This window comes from Sphingomonas albertensis, from assembly GCF_014358075.1.
GTDB lineage: Bacteria > Pseudomonadota > Alphaproteobacteria > Sphingomonadales > Sphingomonadaceae > Sphingomonas > Sphingomonas albertensis.
In genome coordinates this window covers 20,497-33,018 of sequence record NZ_JACONT010000006.1, presented here as the reverse complement: position 1 = coordinate 33,018, position 12,522 = coordinate 20,497, and the positions used below count along the sequence as shown (strand labels likewise).

Sequence of the window (12,522 nt, the reverse complement as noted above, 5' to 3'; positions counted from 1 at the left end):
ACAGCATCAGCCACGATATAGAGATACCCGTCACGGTACAGAACCGCTACAAATTTGTGTCAGCAAGATTTCCGTTCCGCGTCAGCCGCAGTCCGGACGCATATTATCGGCGATACCGCATCTTCATCCGTACGACGGTGCCGGAGGCGGGCAGGGCCGTACGAGCCGATTCGAAGGACGGCAGCCCGATCGAGGTCGGGGCGTCGTTGGAGAAGCCGAAGCCCTCCTTCGGCATGAACAGCGTCCGGTTGAAATCATGATCGCTGTTCTCGTCGTGATATTGCGCGATCGCGTAATAGCCGGGCTTGAGCCAGAAACAGGCGCGCGGGTTCGCCGCCGAAACGCGCGCGCGCGCCAGCTTCGCGCCCTTTGCCAGGAACCGCTTCTTGTCGTCCGGATAGATCGTGAAGGCGACTTCACCGACGGTGTTGTGCATCGTCGTCGCCTCGAGGATCAGCTTGGCGTTGCCATTGCCCGGCGTGCCCTCGCAGGTCTCGACGGCATGCGCCTGGACCGGCGCGAGCACGGCGGCCGCACCCAGCGCCATAAGAATTACATGGTTCATCGGCAGACTAAGACCCGAAAATAGTGGCGATAGAGCGGCGCGCAGATGACATTTGCGACGTGAACGAGGCGTTTATCGCCAACGCCCGGAGCTTGCCGGGGGCTCTATGCGGGCTGCGCTTCGTCCGGCGTGCGGGTCATCCGGGCCGCTGCGAACCCCAGCAGGATCGCCACCGCGACCGATCCGGTGGCGACCGCCGCGGCGATACCCGCCGATCCATAAGCGGGCATCAGCACGAATGCCGCGACGAACAGCAGGCCGACACCGACCGCACGGATCGCGAACACCGTGCCGGCGCGGTGCAGCGCGGTCATCACCGTGTCGAGGCTGACCGTGGCGAGGTCGAAACAGCCGGCGGCAGCGAGCCACAACAGCACCGGATACGCGCCGACGAACGACTTGCCGCCGACCAGTTTCAGGATCGGTTCGCCGACCAGCGCGACGATCGCGAGGATCACGAGCGCGGCCGCCGTGCTCGCAAGCATCGTTCGCACGAGGATGCGGCGCAGGCGCGAGGGCTCGGCGGTACGGACCGCGCGGACGATCTCCGGGAAGGCGGCGCGCGACAGCATCTGCGACAGTTTCGCCAGCGCCTGTGCCAGCTGAGTCGCCAGCCGAAACGCACCCGCCGCCGCCGGACCGATCGACGCGCCGACCAGCAGCAGCGGGATCTGCTTGCTCGACAGGCCGAGCGTCGCGCTGGCGTTGGTGCTCAGCGAGAAGCGGACGATGCCGGGGTTCTCGTCGCGGACCTGCTGCCAGCTGCCCCGGCCGCTCGCGAGCAGGCGCAGGTCGCCACTGCGCGCGACCATGATCCAATAGGTTGCGGCTGTGACGATCTCGGCGATCGCCCAGGCGAGCATGAAGCCGCGGATCGTCGGTTCGAAGATCATCGCCGCGCCCGCGCCGACGAAGCGCATGATCGGCGTCATGCTGTCCGCCACCGCCGACAACGAGAATTTGTCGCGCAGCCGCAGGATGCCGAGCGGCGTCGAGCGGATCGTAATCAGCTGCACCACCGCGAACATCAGCGTGTCGCGCATCAGGTCGGGCGGGATGCCGAACCCATCGCTCCACGCGAACAGGATCGCCACGGTCAGCACGGCGCCGACCAGCGCGCTGCAGATGTCGAGGATCGCCGACAGTCGGAGCAGGCGCGCGAGCCGCGGCGTATCGCCCTGCTGGATCGGCTCGACGCCGTATTGGACGATGATCTGCCACGTCTGGAAGCCGACGAAGGTCGCCAGCGCCTGCGCCGCCCCCGAGATCAGCGCGAACCGGCCGAAATCGACCACGCCCAGCGTGCGCGTCGCAAAGCCGAGATAGAAGAGCGACAGGATCGCCAGCACGCTGCGACTGGCGAGCAGCCAGCCGAGGTTGCGCGCCGCCGCCCGGAAAATCCCGGTCGTGCCGGCACGTGCCGGCGCATCCGCCGGGGCCGGAGAAGGAGCGGGGTCCTGAACCATCTGCGACCGGCTCCTAGAGCGCGACGGCGGGTGCGGCAAGGTTTCGGGGGCCGTGAGGTGTGAAGAAGGGGCCGGGGCGCCCAAAGGTGACAAAGCGCCGGCCGGCTCCTAGACCGCGCGCGTTCGGGCGGCGGTGCCGCCGTCATGCGAGGGATCGTTCGTCATCTGCGGAATTGCCGGCCTTTACGCGCGAGGTGGCGCTGCGGTCTCGCCCCGCCTCGTGACCGCGCCTCTCATTACTGCGCAGTGCGACGCGATCCTCCACCGCGGGCCCGACGATCAGGGCGTGATGACCGATGGCGATTTCGGCTTCGGGATGCGCCGGCTGAGCATCATCGACATCGAGGGCGGGCATCAGCCGTTCCATTCGCCCGACGGCCGCTATGCACTCGTCTTCAACGGCGAAATCTACAATTTCCGCGAGTTGCGGCGCGAGTTGCAGGCGTTGGGGCGCATCTTCGAGAGCGCGGGCGATACCGAGGTCATCCTGGCGGGCTACGAACGCTGGGGCGACGACGTCTGGGCGCGGCTCGACGGGATGTTCGCGGTCGCGGTGTGGGATATTCGCGAACGACGCCTGACGCTGGCGCGCGATCCGGTGGGTATCAAGCCACTCTATTACACCGACCAGGCCGCCGGGTTCGCGTTCGGCTCCGAACTGAAGACGCTCACACTGTTGCCCGGGATGGCGTTCGCCGTCGATCGCCGTGCGCTCCACGATTATTTCAGCTTCGGCCATATTCGCACCCCGCGCTCGATCTATGCGCAGGTCCGCACGCTGCCGCCGGGCCATGTGATGACGATCGAGGCGAGCGGTCCGCCGACGATGCGCGCCTATTGGACGCCGGCCTATCATCCCTCTGAAACCAGGTCCGAGGCGGCATGGATCGAGCGCTTCCGCGACGAGTGGCTGGACACGATCGGCAAGCAGATGGTCGCGGATGTCGATGTCGGCGCATTCCTGTCCGGCGGTGTCGACTCGTCCGCGGTGGTCGCGGCGATGGCGCAGGTCTCGGATCGGCCGGTACGCACCTTCACGATCGGCTTCCCCGACCCCCGCTTCGACGAATCGCCGCATGCCGAGGCGATCGCGCGGCATCTCGGCTGCCACCACGTCACGCGCACGCTGGAGTTGGCGGATGCGCAGGCGATGCTGCCCGAGGTCCAGCATTGCTATGACGAGCCGTTCGCCGATCCCTCCGCGGTGCCGACCTGGTACGTCAGCCAGATCGCCGCGCAGGAGGTCAAGGTTGCGCTGTCGGGTGACGGCGGCGACGAACTGTTTTTCGGGTATAAACGCCACGCGACGGAGCGGCGGATCAGTTCGCTGCCGGCGCCGTTGCGCCGCCTCGCCCGCGCGCTCGACGCGGTGCCGACGCTGCCATCACGCCATGCGAACGCGGTGTTGCAACGCTGGCGCAAGACGACCGGCAGCGCCGCGCTTCCGAACGGCGTCGCGCGGTTCTTCGCCAAGACGCAGATCACGAACGAAGCCTTCCGTCGCGAGATATTCTCGGCCGAGTTCATCGCCGAGGAGGAAGGCGGGATCGCCGCGCTGGTCGCGGAATATTTCCCCGATCCCGACGCGATCTCGACCGACACGCTTGAGCAGTTCGGGCTCGCCGACTTGGCGCTCAACCTGCCGGGCGCGATGCTGACCAAGGTCGACCGCGCGAGCATGGCGCATTCGCTCGAAGTGCGCGTCCCGATGCTGGGGCAGGGGATGGTCGACCTCGCGCTGTCGATGCCCGCCGACATGAAGCTGCACGGCAAGGTCGGCAAATACGTCATCCGCCAAGCCATCGCGCCGTGGTTGCCGGAGGGAATTCTCGACCGGCGGAAACAGGGCTTCCAGATGCCGCTGGCGGCGTGGTTCGCGGGCGATTTCGGGGCGTATGCCGAACAGCTGTGGCGCGACAGCGGCGTGCGGGAGCAGGGGATGTGGCGTACGGGCGCGGTCGACAAGGTGTTCGCCGATCACCGCGCGGGGAAACGCGATTATAGCCGCTTCCTGTACGCGCTGGCGATCTACTGTCTGTGGTGGATCGGCCGGCCGAAAACGCTGGTCGAGGGATAGGGCTCGCCGCATCCCCCTTTTCCGTTCGTGCTGAGTAGAGACCGAGTAGCTCCGTCAGGAGCGTATCGAGGGCGCGTATCGAAGCATGGGTTCCGCGCGGCAACCTGTCCTTCGATACGCCCTCTCGATACGCTGCAAGAGCAGCTACTCGATGGCTACTCAGGACGAACGGAAGGGAGGGAGGTCGGCGTTAGCAGGTAGCGACTCCGCGAAGCCTCAAGCCAGCCAACTCACCAACGTCTCGCCCCGGGCCTTGCGCGCCATCGCCTGGACCAGGCGCACAAGATGCACCACCAACGAGATCGCGGTCCACGCTGCCACCCCGATGATCCCCCAGTCCGGCCGCGTCACCAGCAACCCCGCGAACAAGATCACCATGTTCGGGTTACGCCGCGCGGTGATCAGCCGGAACCAGCTGTCGAACCGCTCCCACACATGGATATGCATACCGAATCGGACGATGAACGCCCCCTCGATCAGGCGCTGCGCAACATAGCCGAACAGCATCGTCCCGATCACCGCCCAGAACACGCCGTCCTCGAGCGGCCGTCCGTACGGCGCGCAACCGGCCGCCCAGGCCCACCACCAGAACGGCGGATGCACCAGGTCGACGCCGTGATCCCACGCGTTGCCCAGCTTCGACGAGGTAATCGTGCACCGCGCGAGCTTCCCGTCGACGGTATCGAGCACCATGAAGAACAGCCCCGTGGCGAGCCCCGTCCAGAACCAGCCATACCAGAACGCCACGGTCGCGACGATGCACAGCACCGAGCCGAGCGCGGTCACCTGGTTCGGCGTGATCCCGGCACGTGCGCAGACCCGCGTGATCGCCAGCGCCCATTCGGGCCACAGATATTTGGTCAGCAGGTCGGTGACGCCCTTGTACGCGCCGACATAGCTCGCGCGCTCGATCGCCGGCACCGCAGCGGGGGTCAGCAGTTCGGCGAACGGCCGCTCGCGTTTCCGGAGCGCTTCGTTGAGGATGCCTTCCTCGGCCTCGGCGGCGATCACCGTCAGCCCGGTCACCAGCGGCGCCTCGCCGAGCATCGCTGCGGTCATCCGCTCGCGTTCGCCTGCGTCGCGGACATGCGCCAGCACGGGAACGCCGGTGCGCGTGACGACGGTCCCGGGGCGCGACTTCAGATGCCCGATCCAGACCGGATCGAAGGCGTAGGCGAGGTTGGCGAGGATGACGGGGCCGGTGCTGTCGTCGGTATCCGGGGCCAACCCCTGCGCGACGCCGATCCGCCGGATCCGCTCGGCATTGGTCATGCCCCAGAGCAGCGTGTCGTTCGCCCGGACGGTCCGGAGCGCTGGCGTAGGGGCTGTCGAATCTACCATCCCGCACCCGTTACCCGATCTGGTCGTGAAAGCGAGGGGGGAGGAGTTAGGTGGCGGGGTGAAGTGTGCGCATTCCCGTCCACGTGCACCTCCCCGGCGGAGGCCGGGGCCCAGTTGGGGAACGTTGCTAACCCAGGGACCGCGTGATGCCATTATGGTCATGCCACCTGGGCCCCGGCCTCCGCCGGGGTGCTAGCGGGTTGTGGAACGCATTACGCGTCGATCAGCTTGACGATTTCCCCCGCCGCCCTGGCCGCACCCCCTTCGACCGACCCCAGCGACCGCGCGGCGAAGTTCGCCTGCACCGCGGCATACTCCCCATGCGACAGCGCGGCGCGATTGACCGCCGCCACTACATCCGCAACGTCCTCGACCACCTCACCGCAAACCCACATCGCGTAGTTCGGATCGCCCTCCCAGGCGACACCCCCCGCATTGAGAAACACGCAGGGCCGCGGGCGCATCAGGAACTCGATCACCTGGCTCGACGTATCGCCGAGATACACGTCCGCCACGCCGGTATAACTCCCGTCGACCATCGCGAACCCGTCGATGTCGCAGTGCACATGCGGCAAATCGCCGACCTCACGCATCAAGTCCGCGACTTCCGGAGCTTTCTCGATTAGCCGCTGATGCGGCGCGAAGATCAGGTTGTAGCGCCCGTCCGCGACGATCCGCCGCACCACCTCCGCGCCCCAGCGCCACCAAGACGAGCGATGCTGCTGCCAATGCGGCGCGTACAGCACCACCGGCCGCGTATCCGCGAACGGCGGCGCGGCATGCGTCCGGTGCGCGAAATCGGCCTTCACATAGCCGGTCGCGACGAACTTATCGGGAGCGAACCCGCGGTCGAGATACGTCCGCCGCTCAAGCTCGCTCGGCACTAGCGTCAACGCCGCCGCACGCCGCCGCGGATCGTCACGCGCGCTCATCGACCCAACGCCGTGCGAGGTCTTCAAGAACTTCGCGCGCATCGGAAACAGCCGCGGGAGCCACAAGCTTGTCTGCTCGGCACACACCACGATGCTTGCGCTGCGCAGATAAGGGAGCAGGCGGAGGAGCATCGGGATCTTGGCGGGCAGCACGGGGTTGCGCCCGCTGCCATCGTCGGCAACCGCGCGAAACCCCGGCGCGCGGCGGATACGAACGGTCGGGAAGGGCGCGGTCCAGCGCGCCAGCAACGCCTCGTGCACCGACGTGCTCACCCAGAGCTCGATCGGCACGTCGGACGTCGCGGCCAGCGCCTCGACGATCGGATAGAGATGCGGGATCAGCAGCGTCTCGCCGAGAAACAGGAACGCGACCTTCCGCGTCATGCGCCCGACCCATCTCCGGCGAGCGCATCATGGTCGTGCTGCCACAGCGCGATGTCCTCCGGGCGGTCGATCTCCTGCCAGCGGACATCGCCCGCGATCCGCACCGCGCGGACACCGACGGTTTCCGCGGCGCGGCGGACGACGGCGTGGTGATAGGCATGGATGCCGTCCTCCTCGCCGATCACCGCGCGCAGTGCGTCGGCGTAAGTCGTCCCGCCGGTGGATACGATCAGTCCGAGCGAGCGCGCGGTCGCCTCGTGCCCGACCAGATGCTTGCCGACCGCGACGATCCGGTCGCCGTCCGCCTCGACCAGCATGTCGTCGAGACCGGGTTCGGCGAGCGGCTCGATCACCAGCTTTACGCCCGCGACCGGATCGGACACTGCAGCGCGCAGGATCGGTGCATCGAACACCGTGTCGCCGTTCATCAGCGCGAACGGCGCGTCGAGATACGCGCGCGCCGCCCAGACGCTGCCGATGCTGTTCGCGATTCCCCAGAACGGGTTGAAGACGAGCTCGGTCGGCAGACCACCGTCGCGCGCGCTCAGATGCGCGGCGATCTGGTCGATCCGGTAGCCGCCAACCACCACCGCACCCTCGAACCCCGCCGCGGCGACCGCGTCGAGCTGGTGATCGAGGATCGCGCGACCGCCGACTTCGACCAGGCATTTCGGCGTGGTGAGCGTCAACGGCAGCAACCGCGATCCGTGACCCGCGGCAAGGATGATGGCCTTCATGGAGTGCGGCTGTACGGGCGAAGTGTGGCAGGAAAATGCATCGATGGGGTGAGGGCATAAGCCATTTCCAGTTCTCCCGCGGAGGCGGGAGCCCAGGACCACGAACGCAGCGCTGCTTGATCCTGGGCCCCCGCCTTCGCGGGGGAACACTATCGCTGCACCACTTCGGCATCAGCACGAGACCAGCCCCCGCCCATCGCCTGGTACAGCGTCACATACGCCGTCAGCCGATCCGCGCGCGCCTGCACCAGCGACAGCTCCGCGGTCAGCAACCCGCGTTGCGCATCGAGCTGGTCGATATACGCCGAATACCCCGCGCGGTACCGGTTCGAGGCATTGCGCAACGCCCCCGCCAGCGCATCGCGTTGGCCGGCGAGCGCGACCGCCTGCTGGCCAGAGCGCTGCACTCCCGCCAGGCTGTCGTCGACCTCGCGGAACGCCTGCAACGCGGTCCGGCGATACGCGAACGCCGCCTGATCGCGCCGCGCGGTCGCGGCATCGGCCTGTGCGCCGAGCCGCCCGCCGTCGAAGATCGGGCTGAGCACGCTCGCGCCGATCGAGAATACCGCGATCGGGTTTGCCAGAGCCGTCGACAGCACCACCCCCGCCGAGCCGGTCAGGGCAAGGTTCGGCAGCATCGCCGCACGCGCGCTGTCGAGCGAGCGGTCGGTCGCGACGAGTGTCTGCTCGGCCTGATAGAGATCGGGTCGGCGGCGGAGCAGGTCGGCGGGCAGGCCGTCGGGGATCGCGGGGGCCGCCAACTGGTCGAGGGTGCGTCCGCGCGGGATCGGACCCGGGTTGTCGCCGAGCAGCAGGCTCAGCGCATTCTCCTGCCGGCTGATCGCGAGCTGGGCGGCGGGGACGAGCTGTTCGGTGGCGTGGAATTCCGCCTCCGACTGCCGCAGTTCGAGGTTCGAGGTGTAGCCGGCCTCGGCGCGTCGCCGCGCGATACGCAGGCCTTCCGCGCGGGCCGCCAGCGTCTGGCGCGCGACGGCGAGACGCTGGTCGAGCGCGCGGAGCGTGATGTAGCCGGTCGCGACGCTGCTCGCGATGCCGAGCCTTACCGTGTCGCGCGCCGCCTCGCTTGCGAGCAACTGCGCACGGGCGGCTTGGCTTGCGAGGCGGAGGCGGCCGAACAGGTCGAGGTCGTAGCTGATCGACACCGCCGGCTGCGCGCCGATCGCGTCGGAGGGTGTTCCGAACGGGCTGACGGTCTGGCCGGTAGTGCCGGGAGCCGCGCCGCTGACGAGGGGCGTCTGTTGCGCGCGGGCGAGGCGCGCCGCGGCGCGCGCTTCGTCGATGCGCGCGGCGGCTGAGCCGAGGTCCGGGCTGTTGGCGAGTGCCCGCGCGACGAGGCCGGTGAGCACCGGATCGCCGAACGCGCTCCACCAGTCGGCCCGGATTGGCGCGCCGGTGCCGAGCGCCGTGCGCCAGGCCGGGGGCGGGGCGACGGCGGTTGTCGCGGGGGGCTCGGGGCGGGGGCCGATACAAGCTGTGGCGAGGAGGGCGAGGGTGAGGGCACCTACGCTTTTACTGCGCCGCCATCTTGGTGCGCGATGCCACACTGCAACGCTACGCCACCCCGGCGAAGGCCGGGGCCCAGTTGGAGAGGTCGAGGTAATAGCGGACTGCGCTTCGTTACAGCCGTCCCCCAACTGGGCCCCGGCCTTCGCCGGGGTGGTGGCCTTTGTTGGCGTGGTGACATGCGTCAGGGTGCCGGCTCTCACCACCAGAATAGTGTGCGGTATCGTCACCGCGTCTCCCATCCCTGAAAGGGAGGGGTTTGGGGTGGGTAGGCCTGGGGCAGGAGACGGCGTTCCCTCGAGAGCGACCCACCCCCAACCCCTCCCTTCCAGGCAGGGGGGAAGTCCGCGGTGACGGTGGCCCATCACCGCACCCCCGGCCCGCCGGCCGTGTCCACCCGCGCCTGCACCGACATCCCCGGCCGCAGTCGTGCGCTGAGCGGCTGCCCCGCATCCACCCGAATCCGCACCGCGATACGCTGCGGCACCTTGGTGAAGTTGCCCGTCGCATTATCCGCCTTCAGCACCGCGAATTCGGACCCAGCCGCCGGCGAGATACGCTCGACCCGCCCGGTCAGCCGCGCGTTCGCCAACCCATCGACGGTGAACGACGCAGGCTGGCCGACCACCATCCGCGCGGTCTGCGCTTCCTTGAAGTTCGCGATCACCCATGTCTCCGGCGGCACCAGGAACATCAGCTGCGACCCCGCCGTCACATATTGGCCCAGTCGTACGCCGACCTCGCTCAACCGTCCCGTCTCCGGCGCGCGGATCACGGTGTTGGCGAGATCGATCTGTGCGAGCCGACGCGCCGCCTCCGCGCCCGAGACGCCCGCCTTCTGACCGCCACGCCCGACTTCGACCGTGCGGATATCCTGCCGCGCAATCTCCCGCGCGGCCTTCGCCTGCTGGACCTGCGCCTGCGCCTGCCGCAACGCCGCCAGCGTCTGGTCGCGTTCGCGCAGCGACACCGAGCCGTCCGTCACCAAGTCGTTGACGCGCGCCATGTCCGCCTGCGCGCGCATCAACTGCGCCGAGGCATTCGCGACCGCGGCGTCCTGTGCCGCGAACGTCGCCTCGCGGCTGGCCGCCGTCTGCCGGCTGTTGGCGAGCGTCGCAGCCTGCGCATCGACCTGCGCCTGCGCCTGATCGACGCGCTGGCGATAGATGCGGTCGTCGATCTTCACCAGCGGATCGCCCTGCTTCACATCGGCGAAATCGCGCACGAGCACCTGCGTCACATAGCCGCTGACCTGCGGGCTGATCACCGTCGTCCGCCCGCGCACATAGGCGTTGTCGGTCGACTGATAGCTCGTCGCGAACGGGGGCAGGCGCCACGCCGCCAGCACCGCGCACACGCCGGCGACCGCGAGCAGCACGATGACGATGATGACGGTGCGGCTCGGCGGTTGTGGACGCCAGCCAGACCCGACGGGCGTGACCGGGGCGGCCGGTGCAGCCGCCTCTGCCTGCTTTTCTTCGGTCGCCGGCCCCTCGGCCACCGGGCTGCGTGCGTCGCTCATGTCGTCCCCTTAACCGGGCCCTCAAGCCGCGCCCGTCGTTCGCGTCGCGCGCGTCTCGCCAGCAGGAACAGCAGATACCCGAACGTTCCGCCGGCGAGGACCGCGATCAACCGGAAGACGTCGTCATACGCAAGCACGTTCGCCTCCCGCGTCGTGGTTTGCGACAGGATCGCGGCGCCCTCGGCATTGCGCAGCGTCGGGTCGACGATCACTCGCCCGACTGCGGCACCGCCGGCGGCGATACGCTGCGTCACGATCGGGTCGGTCGGCGAGATCTGCTGGACGAGCGCCGCGCTGTTCGCCTTCTCGCGGATCACCTGATAGCTGCCGAGCAACGCCGTGCCGCCGAGCCCGCCGAGCGAGTTGATGATCCCGAACAGCGCGATGAAGCTGATGATGTGGCCCGCGCCTTCCTTCAACGCGCGGGTCATCCCGAACAGCAGTGCCGGCCCAAGGAAGAACGTCGCGGAGAAGCCGATGATCGCCTGCGTCACGTACATCTGCGGCGCGCGCGTCAGGCTGGTCGCGTAGGAATCGAACCATGCCGCCACCGCGACCAGACCGATCGCCAGCATGATCGGATGGCCGAGCCGCTCGACGTCCAAGGTCACCGCGCTCGCGATCACGCCCGCTACCGACGCGACGAAGATGATCAGGAAGAACGGCACGAGCTGGTCGTTGTTCTGGCCCAGCACGGTCAGCAGCCCGACCGAGGCATAGGTCTGCTCCGAAAGCACGATCCGCGCCATGACGATGACGATCGTGAACCGGACGATGTCGGCGCTGCCCAGCCAGCGTGTGTTGAGCAGCGGGTTGGCGCGGTGATGCTCGACGACGATCGCGGCGGCGAACATCGGGATCGCCACTATGAGCGCCCAGCCGATCCACGGCGCGTTGGTCCACCACACGATCCGGCCGAGGCCGAGCACCGCGGCGAACAGCGCGGTCGATCCGGCGAACAGTACGAAGGTCAGGAAGTCGAGCGGCTCGAACGCCTTGCTCCGCGTCGTCGGCGGAAGGCGAAGGGCGGCGACCGCGGCGAGCGACAGCAGCGCGAGCCCGAGTTCGAACAGGTACAAAGTCCGCCACTGCGACATCGCCAGCAGGTCGGGCGAGAACAGCCGCGCAAGCGGCGTCGCGCATTGCGGTATGCCGATGCCGAGCACGACCGCCTTCAACCGCCATTTTGCGGGGAGCGACTGCATCACGTAATAGAGGCACAGGCTGCTCAGCGCGGCGCCCGCCATCCCGCTGATCGCGCGGACGGCGATCGCGGTCGCGAACCCGTGGACGAACAGATGCGCGAGCGTGATCAGCACGTAGAGGATCAGGAAGATCATCGCGAACGGCCGCAGCCCGAACTGCGCACGGAACTTGATCATCAGCAGGTTTATGCTGACGTTGGTCATGACGTACACCGTCGGCAGCCACGCGATCTCCGCCGGATCGAGCCCGAGCGCGCCCTGGAGCGTGTAGGTATTGGCGCTGATCAATGCGTTGCCGAATCCTACCGTCAGCCCGAGCAATATGCCGATCAGCGCATAGGCGATCTGGCGGTGTCTGGGGTGGAGCGGCGAGCCTGGGGAGCCGGGGAGTACGGGGCGTTCGTGTTCGGCGAACTGCCAGTCCTCTTCGCTCAGGAAGTGTCTGATTCTCTGGGCGATCATGGTCGGGTGGTTCTGGCATGATCGGGGCGGTGCGTCATTGGGTATCGTTTGGGGCGGTGCGTGATTTACTCCCGGGGGAAGCGCTGCGCCGTCAACGATTACCACCCCGGCGAAGGCCGGGGTCCAATTGGAAAGATCGCAGTAATGGCGGACGGCGCATCGTTACAGCCGTCCCCCAATTGGGCCCCGGCCTTCGCCGGGGTGGTTGTCGCCGGGTGTGGCCTTCCGGGAATCGATCCTAGATTCAACCGTAACCAAAATGCTGCACTGCAGCGGAACATCCCGCTACCCCCAACCGTTGCGCTAA

The 12,522-nt window shown here is 68.0% G+C and carries 9 protein-coding genes; 1 reads left to right on the top strand and 8 read right to left on the bottom strand.

The window, feature by feature from the left end:
* Positions 1 to 103: 103 nt before the first annotated feature.
* Together H8S47_RS04355 and H8S47_RS04350 are read right to left on the bottom strand one after the other, a co-directional pair.
* Entirely contained in the window at positions 104 to 565 is a 462-nt protein-coding gene (locus tag H8S47_RS04355) for a DUF2141 domain-containing protein (RefSeq protein ID WP_235982599.1), read from the bottom strand.
* Positions 566 to 669: 104 nt separating this feature from the next.
* Positions 670 to 2,031: a lipopolysaccharide biosynthesis protein gene (locus tag H8S47_RS04350; protein WP_187502697.1), complete on the bottom strand. Its 1,362-nt coding sequence runs from the start codon at positions 2,029 to 2,031 to the stop codon at positions 670 to 672.
* A 133-nt stretch (positions 2,032 to 2,164) separates the two neighbouring features.
* Between H8S47_RS04350 and asnB the strand changes: the two genes are divergently transcribed.
* The gene (gene asnB / locus H8S47_RS04345; protein ID WP_328805421.1) at positions 2,165 to 4,108 is read left to right on the top strand and encodes an asparagine synthase (glutamine-hydrolyzing); all 1,944 of its coding nucleotides are present in this window, start codon (positions 2,165 to 2,167) and stop codon (positions 4,106 to 4,108) included.
* Between the two features lie 216 nt (positions 4,109 to 4,324).
* Here asnB and H8S47_RS04340 read toward each other — a convergent pair whose 3' ends face one another.
* The 6 genes from H8S47_RS04340 to H8S47_RS04315 all read right to left on the bottom strand — a co-directional run bounded on the left by H8S47_RS04340 (position 4,325) and on the right by H8S47_RS04315 (position 12,215).
* Positions 4,325 to 5,449 carry a CDP-alcohol phosphatidyltransferase family protein gene (locus H8S47_RS04340; protein WP_187502696.1) on the bottom strand — a complete coding sequence of 375 codons (1,125 nt, stop codon included), beginning with the start codon at positions 5,447 to 5,449 and terminating at the stop codon, positions 4,325 to 4,327.
* A 212-nt stretch (positions 5,450 to 5,661) separates the two neighbouring features.
* Positions 5,662 to 6,765: a hypothetical protein gene (locus H8S47_RS04335; protein WP_187502695.1), complete on the bottom strand. Its 1,104-nt coding sequence runs from the start codon at positions 6,763 to 6,765 to the stop codon at positions 5,662 to 5,664.
* Complete coding sequence (locus H8S47_RS04330; protein ID WP_187502694.1) at positions 6,762 to 7,502, bottom strand: phosphocholine cytidylyltransferase family protein; 741 nt, start codon at positions 7,500 to 7,502, stop codon at positions 6,762 to 6,764. The genes H8S47_RS04335 and H8S47_RS04330 overlap by 4 nt, the downstream gene beginning before the upstream one ends.
* A gap of 149 nt (positions 7,503 to 7,651) precedes the next feature.
* Positions 7,652 to 9,067 (bottom strand): efflux transporter outer membrane subunit, encoded by a 1,416-nt coding sequence (locus tag H8S47_RS04325; RefSeq protein WP_187502693.1) that lies wholly within the window; start codon positions 9,065 to 9,067, stop codon positions 7,652 to 7,654.
* A 323-nt stretch (positions 9,068 to 9,390) separates the two neighbouring features.
* The gene (locus H8S47_RS04320; protein WP_187502692.1) at positions 9,391 to 10,548 is read right to left on the bottom strand and encodes an HlyD family secretion protein; all 1,158 of its coding nucleotides are present in this window, start codon (positions 10,546 to 10,548) and stop codon (positions 9,391 to 9,393) included.
* Positions 10,545 to 12,215: an MFS transporter gene (locus tag H8S47_RS04315; RefSeq protein ID WP_187502691.1), complete on the bottom strand. Its 1,671-nt coding sequence runs from the start codon at positions 12,213 to 12,215 to the stop codon at positions 10,545 to 10,547. Before H8S47_RS04315 ends, H8S47_RS04320 begins: the two co-directional genes overlap by 4 nt.
* Positions 12,216 to 12,522: the final 307 nt, after the last annotated feature.